This window comes from Polynucleobacter sp. (genome assembly GCF_044342855.1).
In the GTDB taxonomy this organism is placed as follows: Bacteria; Pseudomonadota; Gammaproteobacteria; order Burkholderiales; family Burkholderiaceae; genus Polynucleobacter.
In genome coordinates this window covers 11,883-28,007 of sequence record NZ_JBIIPA010000017.1, presented here as the reverse complement: position 1 = coordinate 28,007, position 16,125 = coordinate 11,883, and the positions used below count along the sequence as shown (strand labels likewise).

At 46.0% G+C, this 16,125-nt stretch carries 19 protein-coding genes; 10 read left to right on the top strand and 9 right to left on the bottom strand.

Annotated features, from left to right (window positions below):
• Window positions 1-63 precede the first annotated feature (63 nt).
• From ACIQZ3_RS06955 to ACIQZ3_RS06940, 4 genes are all read left to right on the top strand, one after another.
• A complete protein-coding gene (locus ACIQZ3_RS06955) occupies window positions 64-1,248 on the top strand; it encodes an ABC transporter substrate-binding protein (RefSeq protein ID WP_397391608.1) in 1,185 nt (394 codons plus the stop codon).
• A 148-nt stretch (window positions 1,249-1,396) separates the two neighbouring features.
• Window positions 1,397-2,275 carry a branched-chain amino acid ABC transporter permease gene (locus tag ACIQZ3_RS06950; RefSeq protein ID WP_397391606.1) on the top strand — a complete coding sequence of 293 codons (879 nt, stop codon included), beginning with the start codon at window positions 1,397-1,399 and terminating at the stop codon, window positions 2,273-2,275.
• Window positions 2,276-2,277: 2 nt separating this feature from the next.
• The gene (locus ACIQZ3_RS06945; RefSeq protein WP_397391604.1) at window positions 2,278-4,206 is read left to right on the top strand and encodes an ATP-binding cassette domain-containing protein; all 1,929 of its coding nucleotides are present in this window, start codon (window positions 2,278-2,280) and stop codon (window positions 4,204-4,206) included.
• A gap of 31 nt (window positions 4,207-4,237) precedes the next feature.
• Window positions 4,238-4,966: an ABC transporter ATP-binding protein gene (locus ACIQZ3_RS06940; RefSeq protein ID WP_397391603.1), complete on the top strand. Its 729-nt coding sequence runs from the start codon at window positions 4,238-4,240 to the stop codon at window positions 4,964-4,966.
• An 80-nt stretch (window positions 4,967-5,046) separates the two neighbouring features.
• Here ACIQZ3_RS06940 and ACIQZ3_RS06935 read toward each other — a convergent pair whose 3' ends face one another.
• On the bottom strand, window positions 5,047-5,544 hold the full coding sequence (locus ACIQZ3_RS06935; protein ID WP_397391602.1) for a hypothetical protein: 498 nt from the start codon (window positions 5,542-5,544) through the stop codon (window positions 5,047-5,049).
• A 59-nt stretch (window positions 5,545-5,603) separates the two neighbouring features.
• Window positions 5,604-6,428 (bottom strand): sulfite exporter TauE/SafE family protein, encoded by an 825-nt coding sequence (locus tag ACIQZ3_RS06930; RefSeq protein WP_397391600.1) that lies wholly within the window; start codon window positions 6,426-6,428, stop codon window positions 5,604-5,606.
• A 66-nt stretch (window positions 6,429-6,494) separates the two neighbouring features.
• Between ACIQZ3_RS06930 and ACIQZ3_RS06925 the strand changes: the two genes are divergently transcribed.
• A complete protein-coding gene (locus ACIQZ3_RS06925; RefSeq protein WP_397391598.1) occupies window positions 6,495-7,367 on the top strand; it encodes an MBL fold metallo-hydrolase in 873 nt (290 codons plus the stop codon).
• A gap of 13 nt (window positions 7,368-7,380) precedes the next feature.
• Window positions 7,381-7,698 carry a metalloregulator ArsR/SmtB family transcription factor gene (locus ACIQZ3_RS06920; protein ID WP_397391595.1) on the top strand — a complete coding sequence of 106 codons (318 nt, stop codon included), beginning with the start codon at window positions 7,381-7,383 and terminating at the stop codon, window positions 7,696-7,698.
• A 50-nt stretch (window positions 7,699-7,748) separates the two neighbouring features.
• Here ACIQZ3_RS06920 and ACIQZ3_RS06915 read toward each other — a convergent pair whose 3' ends face one another.
• From ACIQZ3_RS06915 to ACIQZ3_RS06900, 4 genes are read right to left on the bottom strand one after another with little or no spacing between them, the layout of a single operon-like run.
• Entirely contained in the window at window positions 7,749-8,195 is a 447-nt protein-coding gene (locus ACIQZ3_RS06915) for a hypothetical protein (RefSeq protein ID WP_397391593.1), read from the bottom strand.
• On the bottom strand, window positions 8,192-9,019 hold the full coding sequence (locus tag ACIQZ3_RS06910) for an FAD:protein FMN transferase (protein WP_397391592.1): 828 nt from the start codon (window positions 9,017-9,019) through the stop codon (window positions 8,192-8,194). The genes ACIQZ3_RS06915 and ACIQZ3_RS06910 overlap by 4 nt, the downstream gene beginning before the upstream one ends.
• Window positions 9,016-9,570, bottom strand: coding sequence for an FMN-binding protein (locus ACIQZ3_RS06905; RefSeq protein WP_397391590.1), 555 nt, complete (start codon window positions 9,568-9,570; stop codon window positions 9,016-9,018). The genes ACIQZ3_RS06910 and ACIQZ3_RS06905 overlap by 4 nt, the downstream gene beginning before the upstream one ends.
• 11 nt (window positions 9,571-9,581) lie before the next feature.
• On the bottom strand, window positions 9,582-10,490 hold the full coding sequence (locus tag ACIQZ3_RS06900; RefSeq protein WP_397391589.1) for a DUF6662 family protein: 909 nt from the start codon (window positions 10,488-10,490) through the stop codon (window positions 9,582-9,584).
• A 153-nt stretch (window positions 10,491-10,643) separates the two neighbouring features.
• On the opposite strand from ACIQZ3_RS06900, the gene ACIQZ3_RS06895 reads away from it, so the two are divergent.
• Entirely contained in the window at window positions 10,644-10,883 is a 240-nt protein-coding gene (locus tag ACIQZ3_RS06895) for a DUF3820 family protein (protein WP_216228743.1), read from the top strand.
• A gap of 4 nt (window positions 10,884-10,887) precedes the next feature.
• Here the strand turns inward: ACIQZ3_RS06895 and ACIQZ3_RS06890 are convergent, their stop codons facing one another.
• Window positions 10,888-11,907, bottom strand: coding sequence for a DNA/RNA non-specific endonuclease (locus ACIQZ3_RS06890; protein ID WP_397391587.1), 1,020 nt, complete (start codon window positions 11,905-11,907; stop codon window positions 10,888-10,890).
• A gap of 109 nt (window positions 11,908-12,016) precedes the next feature.
• Between ACIQZ3_RS06890 and ACIQZ3_RS06885 the strand changes: the two genes are divergently transcribed.
• Both ACIQZ3_RS06885 and ACIQZ3_RS06880 read left to right on the top strand, forming a co-directional pair.
• Window positions 12,017-12,181: a hypothetical protein gene (locus ACIQZ3_RS06885; protein WP_397391586.1), complete on the top strand. Its 165-nt coding sequence runs from the start codon at window positions 12,017-12,019 to the stop codon at window positions 12,179-12,181.
• 245 nt (window positions 12,182-12,426) lie between these two features.
• The gene (locus ACIQZ3_RS06880; protein ID WP_397391585.1) at window positions 12,427-13,410 is read left to right on the top strand and encodes a transglycosylase SLT domain-containing protein; all 984 of its coding nucleotides are present in this window, start codon (window positions 12,427-12,429) and stop codon (window positions 13,408-13,410) included.
• A gap of 76 nt (window positions 13,411-13,486) precedes the next feature.
• Here ACIQZ3_RS06880 and ACIQZ3_RS06875 read toward each other — a convergent pair whose 3' ends face one another.
• Window positions 13,487-13,834, bottom strand: coding sequence for an FKBP-type peptidyl-prolyl cis-trans isomerase (locus ACIQZ3_RS06875; protein WP_397391583.1), 348 nt, complete (start codon window positions 13,832-13,834; stop codon window positions 13,487-13,489).
• Window positions 13,835-13,909: 75 nt separating this feature from the next.
• On the opposite strand from ACIQZ3_RS06875, the gene ACIQZ3_RS06870 reads away from it, so the two are divergent.
• A complete protein-coding gene (locus ACIQZ3_RS06870; RefSeq protein WP_397391582.1) occupies window positions 13,910-14,926 on the top strand; it encodes a DUF6352 family protein in 1,017 nt (338 codons plus the stop codon).
• On the opposite strand, the gene ACIQZ3_RS06865 is transcribed toward ACIQZ3_RS06870, so the two are convergent.
• Window positions 14,923-16,125, bottom strand: coding sequence for an MFS transporter (locus ACIQZ3_RS06865; protein ID WP_397391581.1), 1,203 nt, complete (start codon window positions 16,123-16,125; stop codon window positions 14,923-14,925). The genes ACIQZ3_RS06870 and ACIQZ3_RS06865 overlap by 4 nt on opposite strands.

The following is a 16,125-nucleotide window of genomic DNA, read 5'->3' as shown; positions in this document are numbered from 1 at the left end:
TCGTTTTAAGTTGTACCTAAAAAAGAATTTATTTAATTAAGCATTTTTAGCCATGGAGACTTTATGAATATTCGTCATCACATTTTTGCTGTAGCTGCTGCGGCAATGTTTACAACCGGCGCTTACGCTGCCGACATCAAAGTTGGCGTTATCGGCCCATTCACAGGCGGCTCATCCTCAATGGGTGTGAGCATGCGTGATGGCGTCCGCTTAGCTGCTAAAGAAATTAATGCTGCTGGTGGTATCAACGGCAATAAAATTGTTTTAGTTGAGCGCGATGACGAAGCTAAAAATGAACGTGGCGTGCAAATTGCTCAAGAATTGATCAACAATGAGAAGGTTGTTACTGCTTTCGGCTATATCAACACTGGCGTTGCCTTGGCGTCCCAACGTTTCTTCCAAGAAGCAAAGATTCCGGTGATTAACAACGTAGCAACCGGCTCCTTGATTACCAAGCAGTTCCCTAACGCTCCTGAAAACTATGTTTTCCGTAATGCTGCTGCAGACGTTATTCAAGCTCCAATGATTGCTAAAGAAGCAGTTGAAAAGCGCGGCTTGAAAAAGGTGGCGATTTTGGCTGACTCTACAAATTACGGTCAATTGGGTCGTGAAGACTTAGAGAAGGCATTGAAGGCATACGGCGTAACTCCAGTTGCCACTGAGAAGTTCAACCTTGGTGACGTCGATATGACATCCCAGTTGCTCAAAGCAAAAAATGCTGGTGCTGAGGTGATTTTGACTTATGCAATCGGACCTGAGTTGGCGCAAATTGCTAACGGTATGGCGAAGTTGGGTTGGAAGAAACCAATGATTGGTTCTTGGACATTATCTATGGCCAGCTTTATTGATACGGCTGGTAAGAACGGTAATGGCGCAACAATGCCAGAGACTTTCATTCAGCAACCTGCCACTACTCCAAAGCGTAAAGCATTCGTAGAGGCTTACCTTAAAGAGTTCAAGCCAAAGAATGGCGTCATTGCTTCACCAGTTTCTGCTGCTCAGGGCTATGACTCTATTTACTTGTTCGCTGCTGCAGTTAAGCAAGCTAACGGCACAGAGGGTCCTAAGTTGTTGGCTGCTTTGCAGGACCTGAAGGCTCCAGTAGACGGCGTCGTAATGACCTACAACAAGCCATTTAGCGCAACTAATCACGAAGCGATTTCTGAAAAAGACGTTGTGATGGGTGTTGTAGAGAATGGCCGTGTTGAATTCTTGAATGCTGAGGACGCAACAGCTAAGAAGAAGTAATTTAAGTTCAATTGGTAGGCATTAGCCTTACTTATTTTGCACTGCAGCAATTGTTAGGCCAAAGCGCCGCCCAAAAGGCGGCGTTTTGCTTACAATGTCGAATTCTTCAATAAAACCGTTTTAAGTATTTTCTTTTGGGCCAATAAAAATGGACATGCTTGCACAAATCCTCTCAAGCGGTATCGCAGTGGGGATGATCTATGCGGTAATCGCTTTCGGTTTCCAGCTAACTTTTGCCACATCTGGCACATTGAACTTCGGACAAGGTGAGGCACTGATGTTGGGTGCCTTAGTTGGGCTGACTTGTGTAGATACCTTTGGTATGAACTACTGGGTCATGATTCCTGTAGTTTGTTTATTCGGCATGATTCAAGGTAGCTTTGTTGAATTGATTGGCGTGCGTCCAGCAATCAAAATTAAATCCGAGTTTGGTTGGATTATGTCCACCATTGCACTCGGTATTATTTTCAAGAACGTCGCTGAAAATATCTGGGGCCGCGATGCCTTGCCGTTCCCATCACCCTTAGATATGGAGCCTATGAGCTTCATGGGCGCAAATATTTTGCCAATGGAAATCTTGGTGGTGGTTGGCGCATTGGTCATGATGTTGTTGGTGGAATTTTTTAACCGTAAAACGATTTACGGTAAAGCGGTAGTTGCGACAGCAAACGATCGCGATGCAGCTGGCTTGATGGGTATTAACACGAGCTTAGTGATTACCTTCTCTTACGCTTTATCTTCTTTGACTGCAGCTTTTGCGGGTGTATTGATTGCACCATTGACATTAACAGGCGCGACGATGGGTGGCGCTCTGGGCTTAAAGGCTTTTGCAGTGGCGATTATTGGCGGCTTATCTAGCGGTCTCGGAATCATTGTGGGTGGTTTGATTCTGGGTATTGTCGAGACTGCTACTGGTTTCTATATTTCTACTGGCTATAAAGATGTGCCAGGTTTGATCTTGCTCTTGCTAGTGCTTGCATACAAACCATCTGGTCTCTTTGGTAAATCTGCAATTAAGAAAGTTTAATGATGAAATTGAAGTCTCTATTACCTCTATTAATTGCGATCGTTGGCTTGTTTTGTCTGCCTTTGTTCATCCACAATCCGTATTACATTCACTTAGCTGAAACGATTCTGATCTACACCATTCTGTTGTTTGGTTTGGATATCGTGGTGGGTTATGTGGGTCAGGTTTCCTTAGGGCATGCTGCCTTATTCGGAATCGGTTCCTATACAGCTGGCGTGTTGTTCTTCCACTTTGGACTGCCAATTTGGGCAACCTTGCCAGCTTCCGTTGTAGTTACCGCTATTTTCGGTGGCATCTTGGCGCTTCCGGCCTTGAAGGTGATTGGACCTTACTTGGCGATGGTAACTTTGGCGTTCGGAACAATTGCACAGATCTTGATTAACGAGATGACTTGGTTGACTGAAGGTCCATTGGGCATCAAGATTCCTAAGCCAGAACTCATGGGTGTGCCGATGACCAAGGCTGAGTATTTCTGGCTGGTCTCGATCATTCTGATTCTTGCCTTGATCGTGGTTGATCGCTTTGTGAAATCACAAATGGGTCGTGCTTTTGAGGCTTTGCGTGACAGCCCAATCGCTTGTGACTGTATGGGCGTATCTGTATATCGCTTTAAGGTGATCGCATTTGTGATTAGTGCTGGCTTTGCTGGTTTGGCTGGTTGCTTGTATGCCTACTCTGAGCAATACATCTCACCAAATACTTATAACAATGAGTTGGCCGTACTTTTCTTGCTCGGCATCATCATGGGTGGACGTAAGTCACGTTTAGGTGCGGTGATTGGCGCGGCAATTATTGTGCTGCTACCAAAACTCCTTGATGATATTAATTTATTCCGTATTGTTGCCTCGATTATTGCAATCGTTGTGGCGGTCGGTGCTGCAATGGCTTTATCTAAGAAGGTAACTACTCCAAGACGTGTAGCCGTGCCTTTGGCAGGCGTTATTGGTTTGGCGGTTTTCTCATTCTGGTTAGATAATATTTCTGACTGGCGCTTGAGTATTTTCGGCTTCATGATTTTGTTGGTGGTGTACTACCTCCAAAACGGCATTGTTGGCTTTGCGAAGAGCTTCTACCAATCCATCGTTGGCAAAACAAAAACTACTCGTGGTGAAGAAGTTGAAGCGGTAGATGACTCAATTAGCTTTATCAGCAAAGTTAGCGATCAAAATTCTGGTGCCGAACTTCTGAAAGTAGATTCCGTCTTGATGCAGTTTGGCGGCTTAAAAGCGCTAAACAACGTGAGCCTCAGCATTAAGCGCGGCACCATTCATGGTCTGATCGGTCCTAACGGCTCCGGTAAGAGCACGATGATGAACGTGTTGACTGGTATTTATATCCCTACTGGCGGTAATGTGCTGTTTACTGGTCAAAGCGTAGTTGGTCGTACGTCTTCAGACATTGCACTTTCTGGTATCGCTCGTACCTTCCAGAACGTACAGCTCTTCGGTGAAATGACAGCTATCCAAAATATTTTGGTTGGCTTGCACCACACCTTCAAGTCCAACATGGTAGAGATTGCCTTGCATCTACCGCGTTACAAGAAGGAAGAGGCTGAAGCGCACGCTCGTGCAATGGCCCTCTTGAAGTTCGTTGGCTTGGATGACTTGGCAAATGAAGAAGCGCGTAACTTGCCATACGGTAAGCAACGTCTCTTGGAGATTGCTCGTGCCTTGGCCTTGGATCCAGAGTTGCTCTTGTTGGATGAGCCAGCTGCTGGTTTGACAGCACCAGATATTAAGGAACTCTTGCGCATTATTCGTAAGATCCGCGATAGCGGTATTACCTTCATCCTAATTGAGCATCACATGGATGTGGTGATGTCAGTCTGCGATACCGTTTCTGTATTGGACTTCGGTCAGAAGATTGCAGAAGGTAAACCAGCTGAAGTTCAGGCAGACGAGAAGGTGATTCATGCCTACTTGGGTACTTAATCACTAGAACCATATTGAATCGGTAAATACCATGTTATCTATTAAGAATCTTGAAGCAGGCTACGGCAAAGTAAAAGTTCTGCACGGCATCAATATTGATGTTCCTAAAGGACAAGTCATTACTTTGATCGGGTCAAACGGCGCCGGTAAAACAACGACCATGCGCGCTATCACCGGAATGATTAAGCCAACTGCTGGTGAAGTAACCTTGGGCGGTGAAAAAATTGATGGTTACGACTCTCATAAAATCGCTCGCCTAGGTTTGGCTCATAGCCCAGAAGGTCGTCGTGTCTTTACGACTATGTCAGTCAATGACAACCTATTGTTAGGTGCATTCCCACGCTTTACAGGTAGCCGTCCAAAAGGCGATATTAAGAACGATCTAGAACGTGCTCTAGAAATGTTCCCACGCTTAAAAGAGCGTCGCAACCAATTGGCTGGAACATTGTCAGGTGGTGAGCAACAGATGTTAGCGATGGCTCGTGCCGTGATGCTCAATCCAGAGATTATTCTCTTGGATGAGCCATCAATGGGTCTCGCCCCAATTTTGGTTGAGGAAGTATTTAAGATTATTTCTAACCTTAAATCTCAAGGCGTGACGATGTTATTAGTTGAGCAGTTTGCTGCCGCAGCTTTGAATGTTGCTGACTATGGTTATGTTCTCGAGAACGGCAAGATTGCAACTCATGGCCCGGCCGACAAGTTGATGCATGACCCAGCTGTGAAAGCGGCTTACTTGGGCGGTGCTGGCAGTCACTAAGATTTAGCGGTACCGTGTTTGTTAAAAAGCCCTCGACAGAGGGCTTTTTCTATTGAGGTGCAATCAAGCCACTTCCCGATCTAATTCTGAAGCAGTGAGATCGCCTCTCTGATGAGTAGGGCGCGATAGCCCATATAAACTGCTACACCTACAAAGCCCAGTAGGAATAGTTTGGGTACTAAAGCGCCCTCGGCCACTAGCTCTGAATTGAGAAGACCCACCGCAACAGCCAGGAAGAAGAGGGCGCCTAGACCTAAGACTCTCCAATTCTCATGATTGCTCACTTGCCGGGTCTGATTAACATAAGCGAGCACCTGAAAGCCATTGCCTTTTTGATGGCCGGAGACTGTCAAGGTGTCACCATCACTCACCACCATGGGTGTTGAGAATTTAGCTTCGACAGCCAGATTGCCTAAATTGAATTTAGACACAAAGAAGCGCTGGTAATACACGGAAGAATGATCGTGAGTTGGCTTTTCAGGATTGACATATTCCAACAGCTCATTATTGAGATTGCTGACCGTTCCAGAAATGATGCTCACAGAGTTAGTTGGAAAAGAACTGGGTTTCAGTGTCATGAGTATGACTCCCATCAGTATGAGAGAGAAAGTAAGAAGAAAAGATAGAAGCGGACGTTTCACGGATTTAAAGTTAGCACACCTTTAATGAGCAGGCTAACTGCAATCGCTAAAGTGAAAAGCGAGAAAATCAGTTGAGTATGTGGACCACTTAACTTTTTACCCAGGAGGAGTCCAATCAATAGGCCGCCTAGCGCTGCCAGCGCAAATGGCGCAGCTACTAATATATTGAGACTGCCAGACGCTGCCGAGAAGATCACACCCCCACCGGTGATGATGGCAAGAACCCCGAGTGAGGTGGCAACTATGGATTTGATTGGTAAATCGGTATAGCGCTTGAGTGCTGGGACGATGATAAAGCCGCCGCCAACACCGAGTAATCCAGATAAGAAACCTGCAATACTGCCGGCAAACATCAGTGCACGTGCGCAGGGTAGCGTCCATTGGAGCTTTCCAATGGCCGAGTTCATTAGGCAAGGAGGCGGCTTTCTGCTTGTTTCGGGGATGCCGTTAATCTGACTGTGAGCTTGTCTCAATAGGCGGACAGCTACATATAAGAGAATCAAGCTAAATAGAATCTGTAGTGGTGCATTTGGAATCTGTGGGGCAAGCCAAAGACCTAGAGGTGATAGCGCTAAACCAAAGATAGCCATGAACACTGCCGCCTTGTAGCGCAAGATTTTATTTCTTAGACCTAGGATGGCCCCAACGCTAGACGCGAGGGCAACGGCACAGAGCCCAATCGGAGCTGCTTCTGCAATAGGGAGCCCCAGAAAGAAGACCAGCAAGGGAACCGACAAAATACCGCCCCCGGCACCGGTGAGGCCCATAAGGACGCCCACTAAGATTCCTAGTGCTGGGCTGATAAGGGTTGAATAGTCCATTGCAATTTATTTTAGAATAATATACTATATAAATATATATAATATTTATTCAATCGAAAGAATATCGTGAGCACACAGCAAAGCCCGCTAATTAAGGACTTTTTTGATTCAGAAACCTCGACATTTACTTATGTGGTCTATGAAGGTTTTGGTAGTTCATGCGTCATCATCGATTCCGTACTGAACTACGACCCCAAGTCAGGTAGAACCAGCATAACATCAGCGGATGAAGTCATTTCTTTTATTAAAGCTCACCAACTTCAGGTAAGTTGGATTTTGGAGACCCATGCCCATGCGGATCATTTAACTGCTGCACCTTATTTACAAAGTCACCTAGGTGGTAAGTTGGTAATTGGAGATCACATTAAAAATGTACAGACGGTATTTAAGGGTGTCTTCAATTTAGATGATTGCTTTAAGCCTGACGGCACTCAGTTTGATTACTTATTAAAAGAGGGCGAGTCACTCGCCTTTGGAAATCTTTCCTTGAAAGCACTTTTGGTACCGGGCCATACCCCTGCCTGCATGGCTTATGAAATCGGTGATGCCATCTTTGTGGGCGACACCTTGTTTATGCCGGATGTCGGTACAGCCCGCTGTGATTTTCCTGGTGGTGATGCGAAGACACTCTATCGCTCGATTCAAAAGATCTTGTCTTACCCTGGCCAGACCAAGCTGTATATGTGCCACGACTATCCGCCAAATGGTCGTCCAGCCATGGGCGTGACTACTATTGCTGATGAAAAGGCAAGCAATATTCACTTACATGATGGTGTCACTGAGGAGCAATTTGTACGGATGCGTACAGCGCGAGATAAAACCTTGGAAATGCCAACCTTAATTTGGCCTTCTATTCAGGTGAATATTCGGGCAGGGCATTTTCCTGAGCCAGATGCCAATGGCGTTGCCTATCTAAAAATCCCTTTAAACGCACTTTGATTGTGAGATGACAATGAATATGCCTATCTCGAAAGCGGAGCTAAAAAAGATGCAGTCATCGGCGGATGATGCTTGCAAACTCATGAAGGTCTTATCCAATCGTGACCGCATGATGCTCTTGTGTGAAATTGGTCAAGCGGAAAAGTGCGTTGGGGAGTTGGAGGCTGCATTAGATTTACATCAACCAACACTCTCTCAGCAGCTCACCGTATTGCGTAAGGAAAATCTAGTTAAAACGCGTAGAGAGGGCAAACAAATTTATTACTCCCTATCAAGCCAGGTCGCTGTAGCAGTCATGAGCTTGCTATACAAGCATTACTGTAAGAAATAGTAGTAAGTAATCTCTCCGATGTGTGATTAAGGTGTAATGAGGGATAAAACTCAATACACCTTATTTCCATTTGGGGTGACTATATTTTTAGCATAAACGCCGTGCAACAAAAAGATGGCAAAGAAAGCAATGCCAATCACCCAGTGGGTTGTGATGACGCTATCTCGAATTTCTTCAGGGCCGTAGTACAACAAGGCGCCTGATATCAATAAAGTAGCCAAAAAAGCCAATTGGCTTAAACCGCTCCACAGTTTCCTCTTAGACTTTAGGCCCGCCTTTAGGTGAAAGGGTAAGACTGAGCCCAAAGCCATCGTCGCTATCATTGCGGCAATGCCATGCCACATCAATATAGAGTGAGCGCCCAATGCAGTACCTTGAATGTGAAATTCATGTCCAAGCAAATAGGCTGTGCCGGTAAGAGAGCAGCTCAACATGCCAGTGAGGACGAAATATCTTTGCCATGCTGGCATCTTGCCAAGGCGATTAGTATTTTTCATAAGGTGATGGCGTGAGGAATTTTGATCGCTTGAGCAGAAAAATGACTCAAGCAGGGATGCTGGGTGTTGCCAGAAATACTGACTACCTTTGTTAAGGCATCCGCATAGACACATTCATTAGCGATGACTGAGTAAGACTCTGAAAACTCAATGTATTCATGATTGAGGGGATTGACCATATAACTTTTGGCATCAGCGTCGCGTTTTGAAAAGTAGAGACTGCTAGTCGCAATCGCGCCCACTTTCATCTTGCCAATCTGAATGAGCTCATGAGGCAATGAGGGGTTGCGGATTTTAATATCCTTCGTGAGATTTCCAAAGACGCGCATATCGCCACCAGCATTGACTGATCCAGATTGGATGTCGTGAGCAAATAAGACCTCTACCGCTTTATCAACTGCATAGCCTTTAGCAATGCCACCAAGATCAAGGCAGAGTGGGAGCTTAGATTGAACTAGGTTTGGCTCAATAAATCGGAGATCTTCAATACCTCCGAATGAGTGATCATGTAGGTTGACATACCTTGGCAGCAGACCTGCTTCTACCAGGCGGTGACCAATCCCACAATTAAATATGCCTTGAGACTCAATATGAATCTCTTTGGCAATGGCCAGCACCTCGGCTGTCCAGGAGTGAATGCGAATTGGTTCTAAATGGGATATAGCATTAATTTGAGAAAGCTCACTCTCCGGATCATGAAATCCCATTAAAGATTGAACCTGTTCAATGGCTGCGAATGCCATCTCTATTGCACGCAGTGAAAGTTCTCCATCATCAGTTGAAATTTCAACAAAGGTGCCTAAGAGTGGTTTGCAGCGAATCATTTTGCTTTGGGCGCTTGAGATTGGCTTTTGAGTGCAATGTCATAAAGCACCGCAATGCGCTTGACGCCATCGGTTAGATGTTTGCAGGAGAGTGTTGCGCCACCAATATTTTGAATATCTTGATTGAGCTTAATGGGATCGGTTGCTGTTTTTCCAATGAACTGCTTGCGCCACTGGGCTTCTGCTACTTCGTATCCATAGGATTCAACATATTCTAGGATCTCGATGCCGGTGACTGCCCCCGATGGGCTCAGTACCACGGCATAAGTAATCATTTCATGTTTACCGACTACCTCATCTACGATGAACCAACTTCCATCGGCCGCCTTCCAAATGCGATCTCCTTGAAAGGGGTGGCGAACGCTTGAAGCCGAACGCATTTTGTCCTGGAGTTCATCTGTAATGATGATTGGGTTTTTGATAAGCGGTTTATTGGGTACGAGTATCTTTTGCGCTTGCTCCACGGGTAGGTAAATCTTGGCGTGCGCTACGATCGGTGCCGTTGCTGCAGCGAGGCCAGCCATTAATAGGGGGTTAAGTTTCCAGTTCATTATCTTTTTCTTTAGTTGAGCGGAAATCCAACTTTGACAATGAATTCATTTACTGAATGACTATCCCAAACTCGGGCGTTGGAACACTCGGCTTCACCGCCGCCCATGCAGGTGCCACCCTTTAATTGATAACGCCAGGCGCCGGTGACCCACCAGTCTTTTGCTGCGTAGTGCATGTTTGGTCCGACAAAGGTTGCGCGTTGTACTTGATTGCGTAAATTCAATTCTGAATAGTCATTATGAAAACGTGCCTCAACACCAGCAGACCATTTGGGAGCGAATCGATAGCTAGCACCTACGAGAAAGTCGAGCATCGATTCAGGTACGTTGCCATTCTCAATAAACTTTAAGCGTTCATTTGCCACGACTACGTTACCTGCCAAGACCAATCGATCGTCAATAAAATTGGATTGCAATAGTAAGCGACCTTCAATTTCATCTTTGTTTCTTCCCCAGGTAGGCTCTAAATACAAACCAACCCCAACAGGTGATGTCACTGGATTGGTCAGTCGATAAATAGCCTCCAAGGACCCACCCTCGATGCCACTCTTTCTATAAGGGGTTGAAGGGTCATGGCCTGATGGCACTCCGTAACCACCTGTGCAACTTGGGCTATCGCCACAGGCTTCAGGATTGGTGTAGTTCTGATTAGCGTTGGTGTAGTAGGAGTTGATATAGCCGGCAATTTGCAAATCATTGGTCAGGCCATATTCCAACTCGGTTCTCGCTGTCCATGCATCGTAGGTGCCAGCGGCTTGTTGTTGATTGAGCTGTAAGCGCTGCTCGAACTCAAGCTTTCCTTTTGGTTGGAGGTCTAGGGTGTAAATCCATCCAAACGCACCTTCACCCGCATTGGCGAATGAGAAGTGCAAGGCGGTGGCTAATAGGATGCTAAAGGCAACGAGTCTTTTGATAGTCATTTTCATAGTGAGGTGGTCTGGTTAGTAAAAGTAATTGAGAATCATTCGCAATATACAGTAAATGAGAATAATTCTCAATTGAGAAAATGACCCTATGTGCTTTGATGTTGAGAATTGACTGGAGTTACTGCCAAGCTTGTAAGATCCGTAGCTATGGATTCAGAAGCCCTTGTGAAGCTGGTCACAATGAAGATGCCTTATGGCAAGCATGCTGGTCGAGCGCTTGCCGACCTGCCTGGGAATTATTTGGCCTGGTTTGCTCGCGAAGGCTTTCCTAAGGGCGAGCTTGGACAGCTCCTGGAGCTAATGCACACCCTCGATCACAATGGATTGCGAGGCTTGTTGGCGCCTATTCAGCGGGCCCATGGAATTGCTCCCCGCACTCGGGGGTAATAATTTATTTGTTGTGCACTATGGCTATGATGCGATTGCGTTCATAATTTACATTGGCTGAATCCGGCGGACTACTTTGCGAGAGTGTGACCAAGCTTGCGCTCTGAGCTTCAATCTCTTTCGCTAGGCTTTGAGCCAAATTGAGATTGCGGTCATATTGAAGCTCTATGCTGGCAACCCTGCCTGACTTGATGTTAGAGATGATGGCTGCCACCTTCTCGGGTGAATATTGGTCAAAAAAGACCGGATACCAGCCACCCATTACTTGCCTAGGAGCTGATGCGCCCTTCGTAGCTGATTTGGTTGGCTTACTTTCAGCGCCCTCTACCGGTAGGTGAAAGTCGATACCAGTTTTCTGAATCAGATCAGCATAGGAGATTGGTGCGCTCATTTGCGCATCGTCGGTATTCTCGACCCAATAAGCCCAGGCTAATTTTTTGTTGGGGTCATAGACCAGTTTATATAGATGGCTTGGAATAGTGACCTTACTTTTACCAATGCTGCCCGCATTGCCAACTGATCCAGTAAAGACGTATACATTGCCATGCGCGCGTTTGATATACACCCTCGTAGGCTCTTCAACCCGTTTTGCCCAGATGCCCTGATTATTTTGTCTTGCCTGCGGCATCATATTTGCTAAGGAGAAGGACTGCGCCATCCCCTTTTCATTTGTCATATCGCCAGCTGGAACGTTGTGTCCACGGTCATACCCACTGCCGCGATAGTCAGTCAGTAGGGCGCGTTCATGAAAAGGCAGTCTAGCCTCCTCATAGAACTGATTGGTACGGCGCGGGTGAGGCGCTTGGAGTTGCTCACCATTGAGTTTCTCAATGGTATAGATAGGCTTTTTATTTAAAGGCGAATAGTAAATCGCAAAATCATCGAAGCAAAGGTCTCGTCCCGCCTGAGTCGTTGTTGGTAATTGCTGGGTTGGGAATAAATCCCTGCATTGATCGAATAGGGCGAGCGCACTTAGTGGTAGCCAAAGTAGGCTGAGTAAGAGGGGCTTAACCAGGAATTTCATTGCATGTCAGTGTAATGAGTACCACCATCAACAAGTAATAGTTTTTTGTCTATCAGGCTTTTAAGTTAGCTCTAGAGCTAGTGCGGATGGGGCTTGAGAAGCATTTTGCATGACCGCTTTACGTCATCGTCATGCGCAAAGAATGCGAGAGTCTCCCTTGGTGGTGAAGACCATCAAAACACTACCGGTAGAAAATCCAACTCATTGGAATACTAGATATATGGGTCAGGCAGCTCTTTTGAAGTTGAAAAATAGTAAAAAAGTTGGATTTTGAGTGCTTTTTTATTATATGAAATAAGTGCTCACTAACTTATTTAAGTGACTGAAATTAAAGGGTTAAATATAAAAATTAGGTGCCTCATTAGGGGGCATCCTTATTTCAAGACCTAAAAGTTATTGAAATAGACTCCTTTATTCTTGACTTGATATAAGAACCTTCTTAGCATGACCTATGTTTTTTACTTATTGCATCGCAACATAAATCAGAAGTTTGATTTTCGGTGTGCTGCAAGACCCTGAATGATTAAATGTTTTTCTGCCAATTCGAGTGACTTACAACTAGCCCAGCCGGCAACGGCTAACGCTAAAGAGTTGTTAGCTCACGCACTATCGCCTGTGTATCGGGTGATGATTGGTATATTGATCGTGACTGTTTTCATGATCGTGGGACTTTGGCTCTCCGGCAATGGAACTCAAGCGGGCTCGTTTGGTTTGGCTCGCATTCTGGTTCCCGATGAAGCGCGCCATATGGTGTGGCAAAACGGTTTTGGAGTGCTCGATCTGCACCAGGAGGAAACTCCAAAGGCCATTGCAGATAAAGAGATTGCCAACGTGATCTACGGCAAGGCTTTGGTCGCCCCTAGTAGCGGCCTTATGCTCGCTAAGCAGCAAACAGTTGCTCTATTGATGCCATCAGTGGCTCATGCCCAGGTAAAGCCGATTTCTCATTTATCGGATCGCATTCCCACTTCAAAAATTGATCCTCAGGCGCTCGATTCCAAGTTGATGGTATCGATTCAGAATCAACGTGCAGTTGCTGACTTCTTTGAGAAGAAGTACAAGTTAGATCGTGCCAAGATTGAGGAATACGTTTCCAATACAGTATTAATCGCAAAAGAAGTCAACATTGATCCAGTTTTGTTGCTTGCCGTAATTTCAGTGGAGTCGAACTTTAATCCGCTGACTAAAAGCCAGGCTGGTGCCGAAGGATTGATGCAGGTGATGACCAGTATCCACAAGGATAAATATGCCATGTACGGCGGGGCGACTGATGCTGTTAAGCCTGAAGTGAATATTCGGGTAGGCGCTTACATCTTGAAGTATCTGATTGCTACTAGTGGCTCATTGCGTAATGGCCTGAAATACTACGTCGGCGCTGCAAATGCGGATAACGATGGTGGCTATACCGATAAGGTAATGGCTGAAAGAAATCGCTTGATTGGTTTGTGTCAGCCAGCAACGAAAAATAAATTAACCTTAAACGGAAAAGACTTGCGTTCGTAAGATCGGCAGTTTTTCTTTGGTAAAAAATAAGGCCACTCATCGAGTGGCCTTATTGCTTGCAGATGCTAGCTTGGAATTAATTTACTCCGTGTAGCTCTACGTCAAATACCAAGGTTGCGTTTGGTGGAATGACGCCACCAGCACCGCGTGCGCCATAGCCCATTTCAGAAGGAATGATGAGAGTACGTTTGCCGCCGATCTTCATGCCTTGTACGCCTTGATCCCAGCCTTTGATGACATGGCCAGCGCCTAAAGGAAAGCTAAACAGTTGGCCGCGGTCTAGGGAACTATCAAACTTCTGACCTTTGTTATCTGGCGCTTTGTCATCAAACAACCATCCGGTGTAATGCACGTCTACATGATTGCCGGCTGTCGCTTCTTTGCCATCACCAACAACGGTATCTCTTTTTTGGAGTTCGCTCACGTTTATCTTCCTCTTTGGCTGAAATTGAAGGGCTAGTATATTCTGAGCGTAATCTTTTTGTTCGAGCAAACTAACATGACAAACTTTTGGCTCCATTCTGCGTATAAAACCCTCGCGGTTGGCTCGGATAATCAATTACTGGTGACGGATGATTTTCTGCGCACTTACTTATTGCGCCCAGAGTTAAACCTGGTTCCTGAATCCTGTGATGCAGAGCGTGCCCTGCATCAGCGTTTAAGTGAGAACCCCCGAGCAACTATTTCAGAGCAAGAAGTAGCTGCCATGGCGGATCCGGATATTCAGGTGAACTATCAAGTTTGGTTGAGGTATCGAGCCAAGCTATTGGCAGCCAGCTCTTTAGAAAACTTCTATATGAGTTTATTTAAAGGTGATGGCGTTGATGTACCCCCATTATTTATTTCTCAGCTGGCGCAAATATTTATTCGACACATCTTGGGTGAAGATTGCCATCCTTTGGATGCGCGTATGGGTGAGATTTTCTTCCGGACTCAAAAGATCACGGTACTAGAAGACGGCGTTGTGATGAGCGCGGATGATGAGGTGGTGACTCGCAATGCGCAAGCTGGTGAGAATGGAAACATCCTGGATCTTCTGAAGAGTAAGTCGATGTCCATGCGCTCGATCGATTTGGATGTATTACATGAAGAAAACGCGGATCTATATTGGGAGAAGAATGAAAACCATGATTTTGCAGTTCAGCTGAATTTTGCTCAGCCACCCATCAATCATTTTTGTCGTGTCCTTGAGAAATGGGTGCAACACTTTTTAGGTGCCCAGGTACGCATTACTCCAATGCAGCAAATTTCCGATCCGAAGTGGTCCTGGCATGTTGGTCTAGATGCCGCTGCAACCGATATCTTGAATAAGCTTTACAACAAAGAGCCAGTCGATTCTGACGAGCTTGAGAAGGTGATTTGTTTATTCCGTCTAGACTTTATTGATGAGGCTGCAGTCACCCAATCTCAGGCTGGCAAGCCGGTTTATATGGGCATTGCCATGAATGATGAAAAGCAGCTCAAACTCAAACCGCAAAACTTACTCTTTAATTTGCCCTTAGCTAAAACTTCCTAAGTAGCAGAAGCTGCGCCAGTCTTCTTGCGATTGGCGCTCAGCCAAATCAAAGCGCACGCCGTGACCGCAACGGGGAGCAGTGATCCGAAGTTCAGGATATTCCAGCCCTGCGAGGTAATGAGTGCGCCAGATCCAAATGAAGTGAAGGCCATGGTGCCAAACACAAAGAAGTTAATTGCTGCCTGAGCTTTGTCACGTTCTTCTGGGCGGTAAGTTGTCATCGCTAATGAGGTGGAGCCAGTAAATAAAAAGTTCCAACCGACACCCAATAAAAATAGTGCGATTAAGAATTGATGCAAGTTGGTGCCGGAAAGTGCAATTGCAATACACAGGAGATTGAGGATCACCCCAACGCCCATGATCTTGAGTGTGCCAAAGCGCTGAATAAGTGAGCCAGTAAAAAATCCAGGTGCGAACATACCAATCACATGCCATTCCAATACCAGTGCTGTCTCGGAAAAGGGTAGTCCACAAATCTGCATGGCCAGTGGCGTTGCCGCCATAAGCAGGTTCATGACGCCGTAGCCCAGAGATGCGCCAATCACAGCAACCATAAAGACGGGTTGGCGAAGAATGGTCTTGAGATCTCTGCCGTCAGAAAGTGAGTGCTGGGTTTTGAACTCTTCTGGGAAGTGGATGAATTGCATCACGATGATCCCGATAAAGCCGGCTATCGAGAGGGTGAGGTAAGTGCCCAAGAAGGCGGTATCAAAGAAGTCTTTAGTCCATGAGGCGAGGTTGGGTCCAATTACGGCGCCAAGGATTCCTCCGGCAAGCACCCAGGAGACCGCCTTATCCCTCTGGCTGACAACAGTTAGCTCGGCAGCTGCAAATCGATAGAGCTGCCCATTGGCGCTGTAATAGCCTTCAATAAAGGTGCCGAGTACGAGAAGCCAGAAGTTCTTAGTAATGGCGGCATAGGCGCACAGGAGCGCCGAAAAGACGGCTACCAATAGACCTAGCTGAAAGGAGATTTTCCGGCCAAAGTAATTTTGGGTTTTGGCCACAATAGAGGTTGAGAATGCGCCGCCTACAACGTAACCCATCACCGGCAAGGTGGCCATCCAGGCAACTGGGCTCAGACTAAGTCCAACTAGGCCATTAATGGCAATAAAGGTCACATTATTGGTTAAAAACAAGCCCTGGCAGAGAATCAACAGTACGAGGTTTTTGTTGAGTAGGGGGTGCTTGTTAGTCAT